At 70.0% G+C, this 20,004-nt stretch carries 20 protein-coding genes; 10 read left to right on the forward strand and 10 right to left on the reverse strand.

All coding sequences use genetic code 11. The features are described 5' to 3' along the window. Positions 1–281: 281 nt before the first annotated feature. The gene (gene mxcH, locus KGD87_RS20180; protein WP_284661911.1) at positions 282–2,792 is read left to right on the forward strand and encodes a TonB-dependent siderophore myxochelin receptor MxcH; all 2,511 of its coding nucleotides are present in this window, start codon (positions 282–284) and stop codon (positions 2,790–2,792) included. 51 nt (positions 2,793–2,843) lie between these two features. Here the strand turns inward: mxcH and KGD87_RS20185 are convergent, their stop codons facing one another. The 5 genes from KGD87_RS20185 to KGD87_RS20205 form a co-directional block, all read right to left on the reverse strand. Further along, the gene (locus KGD87_RS20185) at positions 2,844–4,073 is read right to left on the reverse strand and encodes a DUF4374 domain-containing protein (RefSeq protein ID WP_284661913.1); all 1,230 of its coding nucleotides are present in this window, start codon (positions 4,071–4,073) and stop codon (positions 2,844–2,846) included. A 30-nt stretch (positions 4,074–4,103) separates the two neighbouring features. Further along, positions 4,104–5,630 (reverse strand): PepSY-associated TM helix domain-containing protein, encoded by a 1,527-nt coding sequence (locus KGD87_RS20190; RefSeq protein ID WP_284661914.1) that lies wholly within the window; start codon positions 5,628–5,630, stop codon positions 4,104–4,106. Next, positions 5,627–5,890: a hypothetical protein gene (locus KGD87_RS20195; protein WP_284661915.1), complete on the reverse strand. Its 264-nt coding sequence runs from the start codon at positions 5,888–5,890 to the stop codon at positions 5,627–5,629. Before KGD87_RS20195 ends, KGD87_RS20190 begins: the two co-directional genes overlap by 4 nt. After that, positions 5,890–6,201: a hypothetical protein gene (locus KGD87_RS20200; protein WP_284661916.1), complete on the reverse strand. Its 312-nt coding sequence runs from the start codon at positions 6,199–6,201 to the stop codon at positions 5,890–5,892. The genes KGD87_RS20195 and KGD87_RS20200 overlap by 1 nt, the downstream gene beginning before the upstream one ends. A 178-nt stretch (positions 6,202–6,379) precedes the next feature. Next, positions 6,380–7,117 (reverse strand): SDR family oxidoreductase, encoded by a 738-nt coding sequence (locus KGD87_RS20205; RefSeq protein WP_284661917.1) that lies wholly within the window; start codon positions 7,115–7,117, stop codon positions 6,380–6,382. A gap of 156 nt (positions 7,118–7,273) precedes the next feature. Between KGD87_RS20205 and KGD87_RS20210 the strand changes: the two genes are divergently transcribed. The 5 genes from KGD87_RS20210 to KGD87_RS20230 all read left to right on the forward strand — a co-directional run bounded on the left by KGD87_RS20210 (position 7,274) and on the right by KGD87_RS20230 (position 11,776). Then, positions 7,274–8,221: an AraC family transcriptional regulator gene (locus tag KGD87_RS20210; protein ID WP_284661918.1), complete on the forward strand. Its 948-nt coding sequence runs from the start codon at positions 7,274–7,276 to the stop codon at positions 8,219–8,221. A gap of 38 nt (positions 8,222–8,259) precedes the next feature. After that, positions 8,260–9,642 carry an ATP-binding protein gene (locus KGD87_RS20215; protein ID WP_350102574.1) on the forward strand — a complete coding sequence of 461 codons (1,383 nt, stop codon included), beginning with the start codon at positions 8,260–8,262 and terminating at the stop codon, positions 9,640–9,642. Next, on the forward strand, positions 9,629–10,180 hold the full coding sequence (locus tag KGD87_RS20220; protein ID WP_284661920.1) for a response regulator transcription factor: 552 nt from the start codon (positions 9,629–9,631) through the stop codon (positions 10,178–10,180). Before KGD87_RS20215 ends, KGD87_RS20220 begins: the two co-directional genes overlap by 14 nt. A gap of 76 nt (positions 10,181–10,256) precedes the next feature. Beyond that, a complete protein-coding gene (locus tag KGD87_RS20225) occupies positions 10,257–11,303 on the forward strand; it encodes a hypothetical protein (protein ID WP_284661921.1) in 1,047 nt (348 codons plus the stop codon). Positions 11,304–11,308: 5 nt separating this feature from the next. Beyond that, positions 11,309–11,776, forward strand: a complete 468-nt coding sequence (locus KGD87_RS20230) for a hypothetical protein (RefSeq protein WP_284661922.1) — start codon at positions 11,309–11,311, stop codon at positions 11,774–11,776. Between the two features lies 1 nt (position 11,777). Here KGD87_RS20230 and KGD87_RS20235 read toward each other — a convergent pair whose 3' ends face one another. Continuing rightward, entirely contained in the window at positions 11,778–12,023 is a 246-nt protein-coding gene (locus KGD87_RS20235) for a hypothetical protein (protein ID WP_284661923.1), read from the reverse strand. Positions 12,024–12,247: 224 nt separating this feature from the next. On the opposite strand from KGD87_RS20235, the gene KGD87_RS20240 reads away from it, so the two are divergent. Further along, a complete protein-coding gene (locus tag KGD87_RS20240) occupies positions 12,248–13,114 on the forward strand; it encodes a TolB family protein (protein WP_284661925.1) in 867 nt (288 codons plus the stop codon). Continuing rightward, the gene (locus KGD87_RS20245) at positions 13,111–13,764 is read left to right on the forward strand and encodes a M23 family metallopeptidase (protein WP_284661926.1); all 654 of its coding nucleotides are present in this window, start codon (positions 13,111–13,113) and stop codon (positions 13,762–13,764) included. The genes KGD87_RS20240 and KGD87_RS20245 overlap by 4 nt, the downstream gene beginning before the upstream one ends. On the opposite strand, the gene KGD87_RS20250 is transcribed toward KGD87_RS20245, so the two are convergent. Genes KGD87_RS20250 through KGD87_RS20260 form a run of 3 tightly spaced genes read right to left on the reverse strand, consistent with a single transcriptional unit; the run spans position 13,758 to position 16,538 of the window. Continuing rightward, positions 13,758–13,922, reverse strand: coding sequence for a hypothetical protein (locus tag KGD87_RS20250; protein ID WP_284661927.1), 165 nt, complete (start codon positions 13,920–13,922; stop codon positions 13,758–13,760). The genes KGD87_RS20245 and KGD87_RS20250 overlap by 7 nt on opposite strands. A gap of 20 nt (positions 13,923–13,942) precedes the next feature. Then, positions 13,943–14,191: a hypothetical protein gene (locus KGD87_RS20255; protein WP_284661929.1), complete on the reverse strand. Its 249-nt coding sequence runs from the start codon at positions 14,189–14,191 to the stop codon at positions 13,943–13,945. After that, positions 14,124–16,538, reverse strand: coding sequence for an MXAN_6230/SCO0854 family RING domain-containing protein (locus KGD87_RS20260; RefSeq protein WP_284661930.1), 2,415 nt, complete (start codon positions 16,536–16,538; stop codon positions 14,124–14,126). Before KGD87_RS20260 ends, KGD87_RS20255 begins: the two co-directional genes overlap by 68 nt. A 257-nt stretch (positions 16,539–16,795) precedes the next feature. Here KGD87_RS20260 and KGD87_RS20265 point away from each other — a divergent pair, with 257 nt between their 5' ends. After that, a complete protein-coding gene (locus tag KGD87_RS20265; RefSeq protein WP_284661932.1) occupies positions 16,796–18,439 on the forward strand; it encodes an MYXO-CTERM sorting domain-containing protein in 1,644 nt (547 codons plus the stop codon). 119 nt (positions 18,440–18,558) lie between these two features. After that, a complete protein-coding gene (locus KGD87_RS20270; protein WP_284661933.1) occupies positions 18,559–19,377 on the forward strand; it encodes a spermidine synthase in 819 nt (272 codons plus the stop codon). A gap of 35 nt (positions 19,378–19,412) precedes the next feature. Here the strand turns inward: KGD87_RS20270 and KGD87_RS20275 are convergent, their stop codons facing one another. Beyond that, the gene (locus tag KGD87_RS20275; RefSeq protein WP_284661934.1) at positions 19,413–19,889 is read right to left on the reverse strand and encodes a VOC family protein; all 477 of its coding nucleotides are present in this window, start codon (positions 19,887–19,889) and stop codon (positions 19,413–19,415) included. Positions 19,890–20,004 lie beyond the last annotated feature (115 nt).

Below are 20,004 nucleotides of genomic sequence, written 5' to 3' on the forward strand. Positions count from 1 at the left end.
AAAACGGGCTGCCTCATCCCCGCGATGAGGCAGCCCGCAAGGCACGGCACCCCGGCGCGGCCCCCCACGTGAAAAGGGGCCGTGCCGGCCTTCACTCAGTTCGCGGTGAAGGCTCAGCTTCGAGACTTTCAACATATACGGTTTTTGCTCGATTATCGAATCGTGAGACAGGCCGTCAATCAAGACCCGGGCGCCCTGCCTTGACCGGCCTGTCGCAATCCTCGATAAGCGGCTCGCGTCATAGTTGAGACTGAGACGCAAAACCAAAAACGGGATTGCGGATGTTCTCGGCATTCACCTCGCTCGCCCTGCTGCTCTCGGCGGCCCCCGCGGAGCCAGCACCCGCGGCGGCGCCCGCGCCCTCCGAAACCGCGCCCTCCCAGGTCCAGCCGCCCAGCCGCATCGACAGCGTCACCGTCCCCTATCCGGAGGTGGAGCTGGCGGCGGGGCGCCAGGCGGACGTGGTGCTGCGGCTCACCATCGACGAGCACGGCGTGGTGACGGAGTCGGAGGTGGTGCGGTCCGCGGGCGCGGCCTTCGACGAGGCGATTCGCACCGCCAGCCTCGCCTTCCGCTTCGAGCCCGCGCGCGTCGGCGGAGCAGCGGTCGCCTGCCAGATTGAGCTGGTCCACTCCTTCCGGTTGGAGCCGGCCACCGCGCCCGTCCCGTCAGCACCAGAGGCCGCGCCCACCGCCGAGCCACCGCCCGCGCAGGCGGAGGCGCCCGCCGCGCCGCCTCCTCCGGAAGAGAAGACGATGGAGACCACGGTGTCCGGCCGCTCGGAGGCGGAGCGGATGCGCCAGTCCGCGGAGGCGGTGCGCGTGGTCAGCACCACCCGCGCGCAGGCCCGCTCGGTGGACATGGGCCAGGTGCTGGCGGCGCAGGAGGGCGTGGAGGTGCGCCGCAGCGGCGGCCTGGGCAGCACCATCCGCTTCTCGCTGAACGGCCTCACCGACGACCAGATTCGCTTCTTCCTGGACGGCGTGCCGCTCGAGCTGTCCGGCTATCCCTTTGGCTTCGCCAACGTGCCGGTGAACCTGGTCGACTCGATTCAAATCTACCGAGGCGTGGTGCCCTCCCGCTTCGGCGCCGACGCGCTGGGCGGTGCCGTCAACCTCACCTCCGCGCCGCTTCAGGACGGCGCGCATGGCGCCGTGTCGCTCCAGGGTGGCGCCTTCGGGACGTACCGGCTGACGCTGGGCGGCAGCTACCGGCCCGCCGCTGGCGGCATCTACACCCGGGCCCACCTCTTCGCGGACACCACGCGGAACGACTACCGCGTGAATGTGGAGGCCTCCGACGACAGCGGGCAGCTTCGCCCTGTCACCGTCAGCCGCTTCCACGACGGCTACCAGGCGCTGGGCGGCGGGCTCGAGGCCGGCTTCGAACAGGTCGGCTGGGCGGACCGCGTCGCCCTGCGCGTCTTCGGCTCTGGCTACGACAAGGACCTCCAGCACAACCTGGTGATGAGCGGAGGCCCCTTCGGCGAGGCCCGCTACGGCGCCACCGCGCTCGGCACGCAGCTCCTCTACGAGAAGGCCCTCACCGGCGCGGTCCGCGTCGACGCGCTGGCCGGCTACGCGTGGCAGGCCTCCGACTTCCAGGACACGTCCCAGTGGGTCTACGACTGGTTCGGCAACCGGCTGCGCGAGCGCACCCAGCCGGGCGAGCTGGGCGGCGACGCCACCGACCAGACGCTCTGGCAGCAATCCTTCTATGGCCGCGCCAACGCGAGCTGGGCCCTGAGCCCGTCCCAGACGCTGCGGCTCGCCTTCGCCCCCACCCTCACCCGCCGCACCGGCGAGCAGCGGCGGCTGGCCAGCCCCATTGACCAGGACCCGCTCTCCGCGGACCGCGACCTCCTCACCGCCGTCACGGGCCTGGAGTACCAGCTCAACGCCTTCAACGACGCGCTGGAGCTGATTGTCTTCGCCAAGGACTACCTCTACGCGGCCAGGGCCCAGCAGCCGCAGCCCACCGGCGAGTGGCTCAGCAAGGACCGCGACCTGCACCAACTGGGCGGCGGCGCGGCCCTGCGGCTGCGCGTGAGCGAGCCCCTCTACGTCAAGGTCAGCTACGAGCGCGCCACGCGGCTGCCGCGGATGGACGAGCTGTTCGGCAACGGGGTCCTCATCCGGGAGAACCTCGACCTGGCGCCAGAGCGCAGCCACAACGTGAACGCCGGCCTGGCCACCGCGCCCTTGCGCACCCGGCTCGGCGTTTTCCGGGGGGAGCTGAACGGGTTCGCCCGGCTGGCGCGGGACCTCATCATGCTGGCGGGCAGGGACCGCGACTGGACGTTCCAGAACGTCTACGGCGCGCGGGCGCTGGGCCTGGAGGGGGCGACGGGCTGGAGCGCCCCTGGCGGCTGGCTGCACCTGGACGCCAACGCCACCGTCCAGGACCTCCGTAACGTGTCCAGCCAGGGCACCTTCGGCGCCTTCGAGGGACAGCGGCTGCCCAACCGGCCCTGGTTCTTCCTCAACGCCACCGCGCGCCTGTCCCTGCGAGGCGTGGCCACCGCGGAGGACGAGCTGTCCCCCTTCTGGACCGCGCGCTACGTCCACGGCTTCTATCGCTACTGGGGGGGCCTGGGCTCCGCGGAGACGAAGCAGACCATCGACAGCCAGTTCGCGCAGGCGGCGGGCGTTGGCTACAAGGTCCGCCTCAACGGCTTCTCCCTGGGGCTCACCACCGAGCTGGACAACCTCACCGACGCGAGGCTGTTCGACTTCTTCGGCGTCCAGCGGCCCGGCCGCTCGGGCTGGCTCAAGGCCACCGTGGAGTACTGAAGCACGGCGCCGCCCGCGTCACTCACGCGGGCGGCACCTGGCGCACCCTGCTCAGCGCACCTTCACGAACTGATAGGCCCAGCCCAGCGTCTCGAAGCGCTTCACCGCGGAGCCGTTGCTGTTCAGCTCCCACACGGACGTGGACGCGTAGTCCGCGGTGGGCAGCAGCAGGAAGGTCCGCCCTTCGATGGTGAAGGCGTAGTAGCCGCCCGCAATCCAATCCAGGCCCTGGATGGGCGCGCCCTCGCCCGTCTCCACGTTCACCTGCCACAGCTTCCAGTGCGTGCCGTTGGTGACGTCGGACGCCGTCGGCGTCGCGCCCAGCGTCGGGCTGTCGTCGTGGAAGGCCGCCACCACGCCCATGTTGTTGCCCAGGTAGCGGAACGCGGCCGTCTGCCGCCCGCCCACCATGGACGCCAGCGAGCGCGTCCAGTCCCCGTCGATGGCGCGCGCGTTCGCGTTGAAGCGCACCGCGCAGGTCTCCGGGGCGGTGTCGTCAATCACGGGCGCGCCCGCGCTGAACACCCAGTTGCTGAAGTAGATGTTGCCGTTCTCATCCTTCGTCGCCACGTCCAGGCCCGGGCACGGCGCCTCCACGAGCTCCACCAGGCTGTCGTCCGCGTGGGAGTAGACGGCAATCTGGGAGCTGGGGGAGAAGCGGTAGTAGTTGGCGTCCGTCCAGTAGAAGGGCTGGAACGAATAGCCGCCGTGCGCCACCACGCCCCGGTCGAAGCTGGCCTTCACCACCAGCCCGTCGCGCTCCGTCACCAGCCCCGGCGACTCCACCGGGCCGGAGATGGTCATCGCCTCCGGGTTCCACACGATGCGCCGGGACTCCTCCAGTTGCATGTACGCCGACGTCCCGTCCACGAAGTGGTTGAGGTACAGCGGCGCCGCCGTCAGCCCGTAGTTGGCGAAGCTGAGCTTCCCCGACTCCTGGAAGCGCCCGCTGTCGAACACCGAGTAGCGGGTGAGCTCGGGCGCCTCGCCCGCGCCGACGAAGAGCTTCCCGTCAACCGCGCCGATGGTCGCGAAGCCAGCGTGCTCGCTCGCCTGCTCCAGGTCGATGCTCGTCACGTCGAGCGAGTTGAACACGCTCACATACGTGGCCGAACCGGAGTCTCCGAAGACGGACGTGGCCAGGCTGTACACCGGACCGGTCTCCGTCTCGTCGGGGGTCACGTTCGGGTCCGAGTCCGACGAGCCGCACGCCGTCAACGAGGCGGCGAGGAACATGAGGGACGTGGTGGATGCAGTCGCCAGACGGCTGCGCGTGCGCATTGGATTCTCCATGAGGGGTACGGCGTGGTTTCAGGCAGGCACCGCGGCGGGCATCGGCGTCGGGGCCTGCTTCTGAAGGCGGGAGATGGCGTGGGCCGCGCCGGCCAGCAGCACCGCGAGCAGGCACAGGCCCACCTCGGTCGCGAGCACGAACGCGGAGCCCGGGGCGAAGGGGAGCCGCTGCATCCGGACCGCGTCGATGAAGGGCACGGCGAAGAGCCCCGCGCTGGCGAGGATGAGCAGGCGGCGCGCGTACACGCCGGGCGAGCCGCCCACCCACGCGCCTCCCACGCCCAGCGCCCAGGCCACGAAGAAGGCGGTGTGCTCCCAGCGGGGACGGTCCGCGAGCTCCGCGGGCACCAGCTGGTTCGCGATGAAGAGCACCGCCACCGCCACCGTGAGCCCGGCGCACACCCCCGCCGTCAGCTTCGCGAGCACGGCGTCGAAGCGGCTCTTCCCCTGCAGGCGCCGCCGCTCCAGCCAGAGCAGGTTGCCCGCCAGGATGCCGAACGCCATCAGCCAGGAGAGCAGCGCGTAGAGGACCTTGGCGGGGAAGCTGGCCCAGGTCGCGAAGTGCAGGCCGTACAGCGGGTCCATCACCTGCGTGTAGCGCGTGCCGCCGCCCGTCTCGCGCGACCAGAGGACGTCACCCTCGCGCGACACGCGCAGGTGCGTGAAAGCGTGCAGCGTGCCCTCCGCCTCGCCCGGCAGGTGGACGGTGCCGTTCGCGTCCCCCAGGTGGTCGAAGAAGAACCAGCTGTGCTCCGAGTGCGGGAAGCGCGCCTTGGCCAGCGCCAGCGCCCGGCTCAGGTCGGGAGGGCCGCCGGGCTGTCCGGAAGGAGCGAGCGGCGCGGGCCAGTCCACGGCCACCTCCATCGCCTTCGCGTCACCGTCGAGCGCGGACGACACCACCGCGGGCAGGTACCAGTCCGACAGGCAGAGGACTCCGCCGGTGAGGGCGAAGACGAACAGGAAGGGCGCGCTGATGACGCCAATCACCTTGTGCGCGTCCGACCACAGCGCCCGCCGCGACGACTCCGGGCGGAACTGCACCAGCTCCCGCACCAGCCGCCCCAACTGGATGAGCACGCCGGTGATGACGAGCAGCAGCAGCACACCGGAGGCGATTCCCGCCAGGTGCTTGCCGAAGGGCAGCGGCTCCAGGAAGTGCATCGCGTTGAGGAACTCGCCCAGGTCGCTGCGCTCGCCCAACTGCTGGCCAGACACCGGGTCCCACCAGGTGGAGCGGATGGGGCCTTCGGGCGTCATGCGCCACAGCCGCATCCACGGCTCATTGTCGGTGGGCAGGGAGATACCGAACCAGACGGGCTTCGCCGCGGTCTCCGCCTCCGCCAACCGCTGGGCCAACTGGACGGCCTGCGCCTCCGGCACCGAGATGGGCGCCCGGAACGTGGGCTCCTGCCACGGCGCCAGCTCCTCCGCGAAGAGCGCGAAGGAGCCCATGAAGAACAGCACGAAGAGGATGAGCGACGACAGCACGCCGGCCCAGGCGTGCGCGTCCCAGAGGATGGTGTACGAACGGGGAGACAGCTTCACGTGAGCACCAGGACGACCGACGACACCACCGCCACCACCGCCGAGCCCACCCAGGCCCGCGCGCCACTTCGGGCCAGCAGCGCCAGGCACGCCGCGGTGGCCATCGCTGGCAGCGCGACGAGGAACGCGAGCAGGTATCGGACATCGACGGACGCGGGCAGCACCGCCACCAGCGCCAGCGTCGCCAGCACCCCGGCCGCGGGCGCCACCGTCACCGCGGCGCTGATGCGAGCAGCGCCATGTTGATGCTTCTGGGCCATCAGCGTGTCCCCGCCCAGGCCAGCACCAGCCCCACCGCGCTGAGCGGCACCGCCCACCGCGTGGCGCGCGGCCACAGCGGCCCACACAGCGCGAGCACCGGCGTGGCCAGCATCACCACCACCGTGGCCGTCGTCAGCCCGACGCTCAACCCCTGCGCCTTCACGCTCACGGCCACGCCGGCCAGACATGCCACGGCGCCCACGGCGCGCACCCACCCCCGGTGACGCGTGAGGGCACTCTGGGGGGCGCGGGCCATTACCGACAGGAGCACAGCGAGGCCCAGCAGGATGAGCAGGGTCGAAACCGCCATGTTCTCCTCGGAGCAAGGACGCTATTGAGAATCACTCTCAATATCGGAACCAGACCCAATGAAACCCGGCCGCGCGATGAAGTCAAGGCAGGCGGTCAGACGGGAAACGCGTGCTGGCTCGGCATTTCACGCACAGCGGGACGGAGCCGCGCCAGGCTCCGTCCGCGCGGTGTCACGCTCAGTTGGGGCTGGCGGTGGGACGGACGATGATTTCGTTCACGTCCACGTCGGCGGGCTGCTCGATGGCGAAGGCGATGCTCCGGGCAATGGCCTCGGGTGGGATGGCGATTCGCCGGTACTCGCGCATGCCCTCGCGCGCGCCGGCGTCGGAGATGGAGTCCGCGAGCTCGGACGTCGTCACGCCCGGTGAAATGACGGTGACGCGGATGTCACCGCCGACCTCCTGGCGCAGGCCTTCGGAGATGGCGATGACGGCGTACTTGGTCGCGCAGTACACCGCGCCGGTGGGCACCACGGAGTGGCCGCCGATGGAGGAGAGGTTGATGAACTGACCGGAGCGCTGCGCCTGCATGATGGGCAGCCCCGCGGCGATGCCATGCAGGACGCCGCGGATGTTGACGTCAATCATGCGGTCCCACTCCTCGACCTTGAGCGCCTCCAGCTTCGACAGGGGCATGACGCCCGCGTTGTTGATGATGACGTCGAGCCGACCGTGCTCGGCGCGGGCGAAGCCCATGAAGGACTCGACGTCCGCGCGCTTCGTGACGTCCAGCGCCCGGTGGCGCGCGGAGCCTCCGTCCGCGCGGAGAGCCGACGCCAGGGCTTCGAGCCGGTCCGTCCGGCGCGCGCCCAGGACGACATGCGCGCCCTTGCTCGCGAGCAGGCGAGCCGTCGCCTCCCCGATTCCGCTGCTCGCCCCGGTGATGGCGATGACCTTCCCCTTGATTCCAGACATGTGGATGCGCCTCGTGACTGCGGAGTGGATGACCGCAATCTGCGCGCTCCCGCCGCTGGCGCAGTACTCCGATGCTGCCGGGTTCTTGCCCAATCCTGCACGAACCGGCGGATGACGCTGAACCGGAGGGCCGGGCCGCATACGCTTCTCCACCCGATGACGCCCTCCTCCACCTCCAAGCACTCGGCCGCGCTGGCGCGGTTGATTCAGAGGCACACGCCCGCGGATGGCATCCACGCGACCGCCATCGCGCAGGTCGTCCTGATTCGCGCCGCGCAGCCGAGCGAGCCCCTGCATGCCTTGCATGAACCTGCGCTCTGCATCGTCGCGCAGGGCCGCAAGCAGGTCATGCTCGCGAATGAAGTCTTTCACTACGGCCCGGAGCAGTGCCTGGTGGTGTCGGTGGACCTCCCCGTCACGGGCCAGGTCCTGGAGGCCACGCCCGAGGCGCCGTACCTGTGCCTCCGCGTGGACCTGGACCCGGGGCAGCTGGGCGCCTTGATGCTGGAGGCCGCGCTGGAGCCCACCGGAACCCCACCAGCCGGACCGGGCATGTCGCTCAGCCCGGCCGAGCCGGACCTGCTCGACGCGGCCACCCGGCTCGTGCGGCTCCTGGAGACGCCCCGGGACATCCCCTTCCTGGCGCCCCTCTTCATCCGGGAGCTCCTCTACCGACTGCTGTCGAGCGAGCACGGCGCGAGCCTGCGCCACATCGCCCTGGCCGGAGAGCGGCTCGACTCCGTCAACCGGGCCATCACCTGGCTCAAGCACCACTACGCGGAGCCGCTGCGCATCGAGCAGCTCGCGCGCGTGGCGCACATGAGCACGTCGGCGCTCCATCACCACTTCAAGCGCATCACCGCCATGAGCCCGCTCCAGTACCAAAAGCACCTGCGGCTCCAGGAGGCCCGGCGCCTCATGCTGGGGCAGGCGCTGGACGCAGCCTCGGCGGGGCACTCGGTGGGCTATGAGAGCCCCTCGCAGTTCAGCCGGGAGTACAGCCGGCTGTTTGGCGCGCCGCCCGCCCGGGACATCTCCCAGCTTCGGAGCACGCTCCAGGGGCAGGCTCGGGCACCTGCCCGGCAGGGCAATGCGTCAACTTGACGCACACCCCGCCTCCGACGCCGGGATATGACGTGCGGGTGTCCACCGCGCCGACTCACGCCGAGGCGCCGTCGCCTGACGTCCTGGCCTCGCCCCCGCGCCTGCCGCGCTCCGCCTTCCGGCGCTCCACCGCGGACATGGCGGCGCGGCTGTCCTCCAGCGACATCGCGCTCGGGTGGTTGGTCCGCCTGCGCTGGCACGCCGTCGCCGGACAAGCGCTGACGGTGGGCGTCGCCGTCCGGGTGCTGGGGCTGGCGCTGCCCGTGGCGCCGCTGCTGGCCCTGGTGGCCACGACGGCGGTGTCCAACCTGCTCCTCGCGCTCTGGCTCCGCCGCGAGCCCGAGGTCCGCCCCGGCCTGCTGGGCGCCGTGCTCGCGTTCGACACCGCGTTGCTGACGGGGCTGCTCGCGCTGTCCGGTGGCCCGGCCAACCCGTTCGCCATGCTGTATCTCGTCCACGTGACGCTGGCGGCCATCGTGCTGGGCCCCCGGTGGACGGTGCTCATCGCGCTGCTGTCGGTGCTGGGCTCCACCAGCCTCTTCGCCTTCCACGTCCCGCTGCCCGACACGGTGAGCGCGCCGGGCAGCCACGGCCTGGACTCACTCCACGTCGTGGGCATGTGGGTCGCCTTCACGCTGACGGCGCTCATCATCGCCTTCGTCGTCGCCCGCGTGGCCGCCGCGCTGAGAGACCGGCAGGCCGCGCTGGCGCGCACGCAGCGGCTGGCGGCGCGCGCGGAGAAGCTGGCGTCGCTGTCCACGCTCGCGGCCGGCGCGGCGCACGAGCTGGGCACGCCGCTGGGCACCATCGCCATCGCGGCCAATGAATTGGACACCCTCATCCTGGAGGCGCCCCAGGAAGCGCTGGAGGACGCCCGCCTCATCCGGGACGAGGTGGAGCGCTGCCGCGACATCCTGGAGCGCATGAGCGCCCGCACCGGACAGACGCTGGGCGAAGTGCCAGAGCGGACGACGCCAAGCGACGTGCTCGCGCGCCTCCGGGAACAACTGAGCACCGCGGACCAGGCGCGCCTCCAACTCGAGCCCGGCCCGGACGTGCCCTTCTGGTGCCCCGTGCGAGGACTGGTGCAGGTCCTGACGAACCTGGTACGCAACGGGCTGCATGCCAGCGAGGCCACCCAGGCGAGCGTCGTGGTGTCCGCGCACCGCGAGGTGGACCGCCTGCGCTTCATCGTGGAGGACCGGGGCACCGGCATCCCACGCGCGCTGCTGCCCCGGCTGGGCGAGCCCTTCTTCACCACCAAGCCCGCGGGCCAGGGCATGGGGCTGGGCCTGTTCCTCACCCAGACGTACGCCGAGCTGTGTGGAGGCCGCCTGGAGCTGAGCTCGGAGGAGGGACAGGGGACGCGCGTGACGCTGGAGCTGCCCTTGAGGAAGGAGTCGTCCGATGCCACCGGGTGAGGCCCCCGCCACGGTGCTCGTCACGGACGACGACGAGCGCTTCCGCGAGCGACTGGTGCGCGCCTTCGTGCGGCACGGCTTCCAGGCCCACGGCGCGGCCAGCGCGCAAGCGGCGCTCGAGGCCGCGCGGGCGTTGCGCCCGGGCTACGCCGTCGTCGACCTGCGCCTGCCCGACGGCTCCGGCCTGGAGCTGGTGCGCGAGCTGAAGGCCCTGGACGCGAGCATCACCGTCGTGGTGCTGACGGGCTACGGCAGCATCGCGACGGCGGTGGAGGCCGTGCGGCGAGGCGCCACGCACTACCTGGCCAAGCCCGCGGACGTGGACGACATCCTGCTCGCCTTCGCCGGCGCCACCCTCCCCTCCGGACAGGAGGCCGCGCTCACCCACGAGGTGCCCTCCCTGGCGCGCGCGGAGTGGGAGCACATCCAGCGCGTGCTCTCCGACTGCGGGGGCAACATCTCCCAGGCCGCCCGGCTGCTGCGCATCCAGCGGCGGAGCCTGCAACGCAAGCTGTCCAAGTATCCCGTTCCCAAGTGAGCGCCGCGGGGTGCGTCAGCAAGACGCACGAAGCGCGGCGCCCCCGCCGGTAGGGTGGAAGGTGTCAGGAGGTCCGATGTCCGCGCCACGCACGAGTGCGCTGCTGCTCATCATCATGGTGTCCGCCGGAGGCTGTACCAAGACGCCCACCGAGGCGGGCTGGAAGGAAGCCAACGGCGGCGTCCAGTGCCAGGAGCTCCAGCACCTGGCCTGCACTGGCCTCTACGGCGATGGCGGCACGGGGTGGGCGGCCCGGGCGATTCCTCCCGAGGTGCGCCCCTACGAGCCCGGCCTCCAGCTCTGGAGCGACGGCCTGGACAAGGCGCGCTTCATCTCCCTGCCGCCCGGTACGAAGGTGGACACGTCCAAGAGCGACGAGTGGCGCTTCCCCGTGGGCACGAAGCTCTGGAAGGAGTTCCGCTGGAAGGGGCGCCCCATCGAGACGCGCTTCCTCTGGAAGCGCCCGGACGGCGGCTGGCTGCGGACCACCTACCGCTGGAGCGACGACGGGAAGACGGCGCTCGAGTTGACCGACGGCGAGAAGGACGTGCCCGGCACGGAGGGCTACGAAATCCCCAGCCAGTTGGCCTGCCAGTCCTGTCACCGCGGGCGCGGCGACGAGGTGCTCGGCTTCGAGGCCGTCGCCCTGGCCCATGAAGGCGCGCGCGGGCTCACGCTGACGAAGCTGGTGGCGGAAGGGCGCTTGAGCCACCCACCCGCGAAGGTGCCTCGCATTCCCGGCACGCCGGTGGAGCAGGCCGCCCTGGGCTACCTGCACATGAACTGCGGCGTGTCGTGCCACAGCGCCAACCGCATGGCGCTGGGCAGCGGCTCCGGCCTGCACCTGCGCCTGGAGGCGGGCGAGCTCGGCTCCGTGCAGGAGACGGACACCTGGCGCACGTCCGTGAACGTGAAGGCGCTCATGCAGACGTCGGGCATGTTCGGGAAGCGCTCGCAGCGCGTCGCGCCAGGCGACGTCCAGCACAGCTCGCTGCTCCACCGCATGAGCCAGCGCGGGGACTTCATGCAGATGCCGCCGCTGGGCACCCGCGTGGTGGACGAGCAGGGCCGGGCGCTCATCCAGCGCTGGATTGAAGCGATGCCCGCGAAGAAGGAAGGGTAGGCACCATGCTCTACTCGGGGGTGTTGCTCCTCCACTCCTGGCTGCGCTGGGGGGTGGTGGTGCTGGGCGTGCTCGCGCTCGTGAGGGCGCTGGTGGGCTGGGCGAGAGGCCGTGACTGGACGGCCGGTGACCGGCGGCTCCAGCGCCTCTTCGTCTCCGCCTTCGACACCCAGATGCTGCTGGGGATGACGCTCTACTTCGCGCTCAGCCCCGTCACACCCCGGAGCCTGGACGCGCTGCGGATGAGCATGTCCGTTGGCCACCTGCGCTTCTTCGGCCTGGAGCACCCGCTGCTGATGCTCCTGGCCCTCACGGCCGCGCACGCCACCTCGGCGATGTCGCGGCGGGAGGCGCCCTCGCGGTCCAGACACCGCACCTGGGCGGTGGGGCTCCTGCTGGCCATGCTGTTCGTTGCCCTGGCCATCCCCTGGCCCGGCCTGTCCCACGGCCGGCCCTTGCTCCGGGGCCTCTAGCCTAGGCTTTCACCCATTTGCTCTGGAGCACGTCCCAGCTCATCTCCTTGCCCTTGAACGGCTCGGCCTGGTTGCTCGCGAAGCTGCCCGTCTCCTGCACGTTCGTGCAGCCAATGCCCTTCAGGTAGGCAACACAGTCCTTGGTGAACTGATTGGCCTGGTCGTGGTTGTGGGCTCCCATGGCGCCATACATCTTCGAGCTGCCAGGACCGTCGTAAGTGAAGTTCTGCACGTAGTACAAAGGCATGTCAGTCGCTCCCCTGAAGGCATTGGTTGCCTTCACGACTATCTCACTTTCCGTCTCTCCTGTGAAAGTGCGCCCGGAGTCATGTTCCGCCAGACACCGACCCTCCCGAAACAGGAATATTACGACAAGACAATAAAACAAATATTCCAAGAAACCGAGACAAGGAGCGCCCGATAACGCCATGGGGTGTCCCCCCGCGTTGTTTCCTCCTTCCTCGGTGAGAGATGAAAAAATCAATCCTCGCGCTCGCGACACTGACGCTGGCCGCGACCAGCGCCACGGCAACAGAGCGCATGAACCCCGCGGACCTTCGCCGCGTCACCAAGGCCCGCGAGAGCATCGCCCCCGCGGTCCAGAGAGAGTTCGGCCCCAAGGCCCGGTTCATCAACCTCTTCGGACAGGGCCCGGGAATGCTCGCGGGCATCGTCGCCGAAATCCCAACGCAGCCCCTGGGCACGGATGACCTGCCGCTGCTGGCCATCGTCCAGTACGACGAGACCACCGGCGCCGTGAAGGTCGTGGACCGCGAGTTCAAGTACCGCGAGGCGCGCACGGTGGGGCCCAACGTGGCGCTGCTGGACGGCGAGGGCAATCTGCGCCTGCGCGGCCCCGGCGTCCGCGAGAAGCTGCTGGCACAGGGGGTGGGCGGAGACCTGTTCCCGACAGCGAAGGGTGACGCGCTGGTGGCCACGCTGAAGGCCCGCGGGAACGAGGCGCACGAGACGTCCGTGGGCATCATCGACCTGAACGGCCGCGTGAAGGTGTTGGCGGACGGGCCTGGCGTGGACGCGACGCCCTCCATCTCTCCGGACGGAAAGACGGTGGTCTTCGTGTCCGGCAGGACCAGCGTGGCGTCGTTCTACGTCACGTCGGTGGAGGGTGAGGCCCCGCGGCAGCTCACCAATGTCGGCATGGAGAACTGGATGCTCTTCGAAGGGGTCCCCGCCCACTTCGTGCCCCCACCCGTCTCGAGCCACCACATGGAATGGCTCGGCCCTGACGTCCTTCGCTACAACGCCGGCGGCGGCGCGTTCTGGAAAATCAATGTACGCACGGGTCAGGCGGCTCCGGACCTGGGAGATACCCGATGATTCGCGCGCTGACACGGAAGCTCACCCTGGCGCTGGCCCTCACCCTGCTGGCGCTCCCCGCCGCGTCTCAGGCCCAGACGATGTTCCGCTTCCCCATCTCGATGCTCGGGGACCAGTGCGGCAACGGAGGCTGCGTCGTCAGTGCCTACAAGGACTACGGCGGCAGGGACTACGCGTGCGGCGGCGTGCGCTACAGCGGCCACACCGGCACGGACTACGCCCTGTCGGGTGGGTTCGGGAAGATGGACTACGGCGTCTGGGTCATGAACGCCGCCAGCGGCGTCATCGAGTCCTCGGTGGATGGCTACTACGACCGCTGCAACTACTGGAACCAGAGCAACCCCTACGCCGCCTGTGGCCTCTACACCGCCAACTACATGATCATGCGGCACGGCGACGGCTCCAAGACGCTGTACTGGCACCTGAAGAAGTTCACCCAGCAGTTCGCCCGGAACACCTCGCTCTCGTGTGCCTACTGGGTGGCCCAGGTGGGCTCGTCCGGCGCATCCACCGGACCGCACCTGCACTTCGAATACTGGGTGCCCGGCTACGGCACGGATGACCCCTACGGCGGCGCCTGCGGGACGCCCTTCACGCGCTGGACGTCGCAAGGCGCCTACCGCGGGCTGCCTGGCATCGCCTGTCAGTAACGCGCGGACAGGGGGCCCTGGCCGCACCAGGCCAGGGCTCCCTCCACCGGCGACTGCCGGGCGACGCGCTTCAGCCGGGTCGGCACCGGGCTCTCGCTCATCGTGAAGTAGCCGGCGCCGTCCGCCTGGCACTCGATGGCCTCGCCCTGCCCTTCCACCCAGGTGCACCAGGACCGCGTCAGGCCTTCAGCGCGGACACCAGGTCACCCGCGGCCAGCCGTGTAGCGGACTCCGCGGACGTGTGGAGGAAGCGCAGCGCATAACCCTCGCTGCCGGCAGGGAGCGCCGGGACGTCCGTCATCCCCGCGAAGAACGTGGGCGCCGTGCCGAGCGTGAAGGCGTGGGTGGTGGCATCCGCTTCAATGCCACGCAGCCTGCGCAGGAAGGCGGCGGTGTCCTCGCCCGGGGCCCGCTTCAGGACGGACACGGAGCCATCCCGGCGCCGGACCTGCACCGTGCGGCTGCGCGCGGCGGCGTGAAGGCAGGCCAGCTCCCAGAGCGTGGGGCGGGCGCCGGTGCCGAAATAGGCCAGGGTGTCCTTGCCAAGGTGCGCGAGCTCGCCCCGCGAGCGGCGCACGCTCTGGAAGCCATCCTCGGGAGGGACCTTCACATCCACCCACCGGAGCTGCTTCTCGACGAGGTCCATGACGAGCGGCACTGAAATCTGTCCGCTCCCTTGCAGGTCGAAGCGCTGCTCCACCGCGCGCGCATCGAAGTGCGGTCCGCCAGCTCCCTCCCGGACCATGAAGCCCGCGAATGCGGTCGAACGAGACGCTGTTGTAGGAGAACACCACCGGGATGGCGTAGCGAACGCCCTGCGCCAGCAGTCGCGGGGCATCGACATCCAGGAACTCGGCGCCTCCCATCGGCAGCGGCCCGGACGTGACGTCCCCCGAATGCACCGCGGCGTCGTCCGCCAGCCGCAGGTTGGTGAAGTCACACAGGTCCACCAACCACCAATCCTTGTCGTAGAAGGCCACCGACAAGTCCAGGTCCACCCGCGTCCCCTTGGGCTCCGTCCAATGGACGAAGAAGCGCAAAGTCTTCCCTTCCGGCAGCGGCAGCAGGCTTCCACGAGGAACCGCCACCAACGCCCGGGAGGCCGTCTTCTCCGCCAGCGGCACCAGCAGGTCGGCCAGGGCCTCGTCGAGCACCGCTTGAGGGAAGGTCGGCAGGGCTTCCGCCCGGCGCAGCAGCTCCCGCTCCAGCGGCGCCACCAGCTGGCCAATGACGTCACCGGGGAGCAAGGGGCGCCGGTCCTCCATGCCCCAGGCGTGGGTGGCCTCGCCCTTGGGAAAGAACACGCGCCTGGCGAACGGCTTGTGCCGCTGGCGCAGGTGCGCCGCGGCGGTGAGCAGCAGCGCGGGCGCGCCCCGAGGCAGCACCGCCTCGAGCGCCGCGAGCAGCTCCGGGTCGAGCGCGGCGGAGCCCGACTGGGCCACCGACAGGCGGCTCACATAATCCAACCGGCGCAGCAGCTCGCCGGGCCGCTGCCGCAGCAGCCGCAGCGCGCCGCGGACATCGCACGCGTCCAGCGCCGCCTCGACGTGCGAGGCCCAGGAGCGGAAGGAGAGGCGGACGCCTCCGTCGACCTCAAGCCTTTCAAAGTCCGCCGGATGCTCGCTGGCCAGCCCCAGCACGGCGGCTCCGAATGGTGTCTCCGGCGCCAACACCGTCTCACGCAAGACAGCGAACGCGAGCGCGACCTTCGGATGGCGCTGCCACTCCTCGAAGACATGCAGGAGCTTCGCCTGGGCCTTCCACAGGCCAGGGTGGCGCCGGAGGTCCTCGGTGAGGTTCAGCACGGAGCAGCCTTCCAGCATCCGCAGGACGGCGCGCCGCACCGGACGCGGAGGGCTCTTCAGTGGAATCCTGACGGTGAGGTCGGGGTTGCCGCCCGCCCACGCGACGAGCACCCGGAGCACATCCGTGGCGGTCTTCACGTGTGCCGCGGCGCTGGCCAGCACGTCTCCCGCCGTGTGGGCATCTTGAAGCAGGAGCCCCATGACGTGCGCCAGCGTCTCCTTCACCGGGATGCGCGGTGGGAGCCACCCCAGGATGCGCACCCCAAAGGACGAGACGAGCAGCTTCAGCAACATCACTTCGCCCGGACGCAGCACCGTGGACCGGGACACCAGGCGCCGCAGCACCTCACTCGCCGTGGCGTCCGGGTCGATGCCCAGCGACAGCCGCGTCAACCGACCGGCGGTCTGGCCATACACACTGCCGGCGGCCTTGTGCGCCGTGGGCTTGAGGAACGGCTCCGACGGTGACAAGCGGCTGTGACAACTGGGACACGCGCTGTAGTCGCTTCCGTCGTAACACCGCTCGCAGACCAGGTGGGCGCACGGCGACAGCGCATGCACCGTGTCCTGCGCGCCGCAGTGGATGCACGGCTGTTCGGGCGACTGGAACAACCAGCCCAGCATCCGTTGCACGTACAGCCGATGGGTGTCGTGCGGCACGCTCTCGGGGAAGTTCCGGAACAAGGGAACGAAGGGCCGGTTGGCCCCCAGGGCCGCCGCGCAGGTGTCGTAGACGAAGCGGCCGGAGGCCGCCATGACCTCGGTGGGCAGCGCGAGCAGCGCCGCCCGGAGCGGACCGTCCAGCGTGTAGCCCACCCCCGCGAGGTCCGCCTCCAAGGCCTCCATGCCCTGCTCCCGCGCCCGCGGGTCACCGCTGGGCGAGAGTCCGGAGGGGAGGAAGACCCGCCCCGTGGTCCGGAGCAGCAGCGCGGCGGTATCGCCCGTCACATCGAGCGAAGGGGCGCCCATGGTGACTCCAAGCGGGAGGAGAAAACGGGGCGGAGAGCGGATCCGCTACCTCTGGAGTGAGAAGGAAGCAAACCCAGGGCCGCCCCATGGGAAACCCTATCAGGGCCCGGAGGGGCGCCGCTATCGCTGAAACACGCGGGGCTCGCGCCGGAGCTGGACGCTCCGCCTACAAACTTCCCGGTGCACTTCACCCACGTCCATGAGGAGCGTCAGGCCCACGTGGACCTGGACCGGGCGGAGCCGTCAGACTGCGAGACATGAACCTCCCGCGAGCCGCCCTTCTCGTCCTGCTCCAGCCGCTGGCCGCCCAGGCCGCGGATTACCGCGTGGGCCCCGACCAGCAGTACACCCGCCTGGGTGACGTGCCCTGGGAGTCGCTCGAGCCCGGGGACACCGTCTTCGTCCACGCGCGGCCCACGCCCTACGCGGAGAAGTGGGTCCTGGGCCGCCGGGGCACGGCCGCCGCGCCCATCACCGTGCGCGGCGTGAAGGACGCACAGGGCAACCTGCCCGTCATCGTCGGAGAGAACGCCACCACGCGCACGCAGCTCAACTACTGGGGCGAGGAGCGCGGCATCCTGAAGATTGGCGGCTCCAACCAGCCCGCGGACACGATGCCCGCGCACCTGGTGGTGGAGAACCTCCACCTGCGCCGGGCACGCGGCGCCTTCACCGGCCGCAATGGCGCGTCCACCTACCTGGACAACGCCGCCGCCATCTTCATCGAGAAAGGCGAGCACATCACCATCCGGGGCTGCGTGCTCGAGGACAGTGGCAACGGCCTGTTCATCGCCAACCAGGCATCGAATGTCACCGTCGAGCACAGCCATCTCCTGGGCAACGGCAACTCCGGCAGCATCCTCGAGCACAACGCGTACACCGAGGCCCTGGGCATCACCTATCAGTTCAATCGCTTCGGTCCGCTCTGCGCCGGCTGCCAGGGCAACAACCTGAAGGACCGCTCGGCGGGCAGCGTCATCCGGTACAACTGGATTGAGGGCGGCAACCGGCAGCTCGACCTGGTGGACTCGTCCAGCGGCACGCTGCGCGCGGCGCCGTCGTATGCGCGGACGTTCGTCTACGGCAACGTCCTGCTGGAGCCCGAGGGTGCGGGCAACCGGCAAATCGTCCACTTCGGTGGCGACTCTGGCACCACGGCCAACTACCGGGGCACGCTCTACTTCTTCCACAACACCGTGGTGTCCAGCCGGACGGACCGGACCACGTTGTTGCGGCTGTCGCACCAGGACCAGACGGCGCACGTGACGAACAACGTGGTGCTGGTGGCCGCGGCCCATGGCAACACCCTGTCCCTCACGGACGCGGCGGGCACGCTCCGGCATGGCGGCAACTGGTACAAGCCCGGCTACGTGAGCACCTTCGGCACGCTCACCGGCGCCGTGGTGGATGCGGGAGGCAATCTCACCGGAGCCGACCCGGGGTTCATCGACCTCGCCGGACAGGACTTCCGCCTGGCCACCAGCTCCGCCCCGCGGAGTCAGGCGGTGGCGCTCCCCGCCGAGGCCAGCAGCGAACCCGTCACCCGGCAGTACGTGAAACACACCGCGAGTGAGCCGCGCACCCAGGTGAGCCCGGCACACATCGGCGCGTATGGGGATGCCTCCGCCCCGGGAACGGAGACGCCGGACGCGGGCACACCGACTGACGCGGGCACGGGCACGCCGACCGACGCGGGTACGGGCACGCCGGCCGACGCGGGTACGACGCCCCAGCAGCCGGATGACGAGGGCTCGGGAAGCTCGGGCGGCTGCGCGGCCTCTGGAGCCAGCCTCGCGGGCCCACTGGCCTTCGCGCTCCTCGGTGTCCTGGGACGCAGGCGGAAGCGGGACGCTCGACGCATCCTTCCCCTGCGCCGAGTAGCCCGTATGCTCAAGGCGTGAGGTGGATGCGTCAGGCAGGACAAGCGTGGGGCCTGGGTCCCTGGAGGCAGGAAACCGCCAGCCCCGTCCGGCGGAAACCGAAGGGGCCTTCGCGGGCGAGGCAGCTCCACCGGACCGTCGTGGCCCTGGGTCGCGTCTCCCGCGCCTTCGAGTTTCCCCGCACGATTCTGCACGTCGCGAAGTCCCCGAGTGGCCCCATCATCGTCAGTGAGGATGACGAGGGCCGCCGCTACCTCCAGTTCGGGTGGATTGGCGCCTTCCAGAGCGCGGTGTGGCCGGGCTTCCCCCTGCGCCTGGAGCTGGACTACACGCGAGCCGTCGCGGCGACGCTGGTCTTCGTGCCGGAGCCCTCGCGCATTCTCGTCGTGGGACTGGGAGGCGGCGCCATTCCCACCTTCCTCCGCGCGGTGCTCCCGCACGCGCACATCGACGCGGTGGAAATCCAGCCCCAGGTGCTGGACATGGCCCGGCGCTACTTCGACTTCCACGAAGACGAGGCCCTGCACGCCCATCTCACGGACGGACGGCGTTTCATCGAATCACCCGGGGCGCCGTATGACGTCATCATCCTGGATGCCTACGGCGCGCGCACCATCCCTCCGACGATGGCGACGCGGGAGTTCATGCAAGCCACACAGGCAAGGCTGACGCCGGACGGGGTGGTGGTGGGCAACGTGCTCCGGAAGACAGGCAGGCCCGGTTCGCTGATGGACCCACTGTGGAAAGCCAGCTTCCCCCAGCTCTATGCCTTCGACGTGAAGACGTCGGACAACCGCATCCTCGTGGGGCTGCCCCACGCGCACAGGCCCCTCCGGGCGGAGCTGCTGGCACGCGCCGGGCGGCTCGCGCGCGAGTGGGGCGTGCCCTTCAACCTCCGCGCGCGAGTGGCCCGGCGTGTGAGCCAAGGCCTCTCCCGGAAGACAGTCAAGACGCGATAGTCTTTACAGGCAGTCCCATGGCGCCAGCAGTCAATCTACTGACCCGCACCGTCATACGCGCGCTGCAGGCCCTGGATGTCAAGCTTCACCATGCCCAGCATGGCTTCCATGACCCTGCGCGCCTTCTCCGGGTCCTTGTCACTCAGCATCTTCCCCAGCACGGACGGGACGATTTGCCAGGACAGCCCGAAGCGGTCCTTGAGCCAGCCACACTGCTGCGTCTGCCCTCCGCCCTCCAGGAGCTTCGACCACAGCTCATCCACCTCTTCCTGCGTCTGACAGTCCACGAACAGGGAGATGGCCTCCGTGAACTTGAACTGAGGCCCCCCGTTCAAGGCCATGAACTGCTGCCCATGCAACTGGAAGGTGCCGGAGACGACGGGCGCGGCGTCCGAGCTCCCGGCGCGGTTGAGGCTGAGAATCTTCGAGTCCCTCTTGAAGACAGACACGTAGAACTTCATGGCTTCTTCCGCGTTGCCATCGAACCACAGGAAGGGCGTGATCTTCTGCATGGTGCGTTCTCCTCCGCTCAGGCCGCGCCCGGTGTCAGGCGCGCTCGGCTTGCAGTCGTGGAGCACGTAGTGAGGCCACGCCCAACCCGTCAAGTCGCGGGGTGACGTACCCGCT

Origin of the sequence: Myxococcus sp. SDU36 (assembly GCF_030168875.1) — a bacterium.
Lineage (GTDB): Bacteria > Myxococcota > Myxococcia > Myxococcales > Myxococcaceae > Myxococcus > Myxococcus vastator.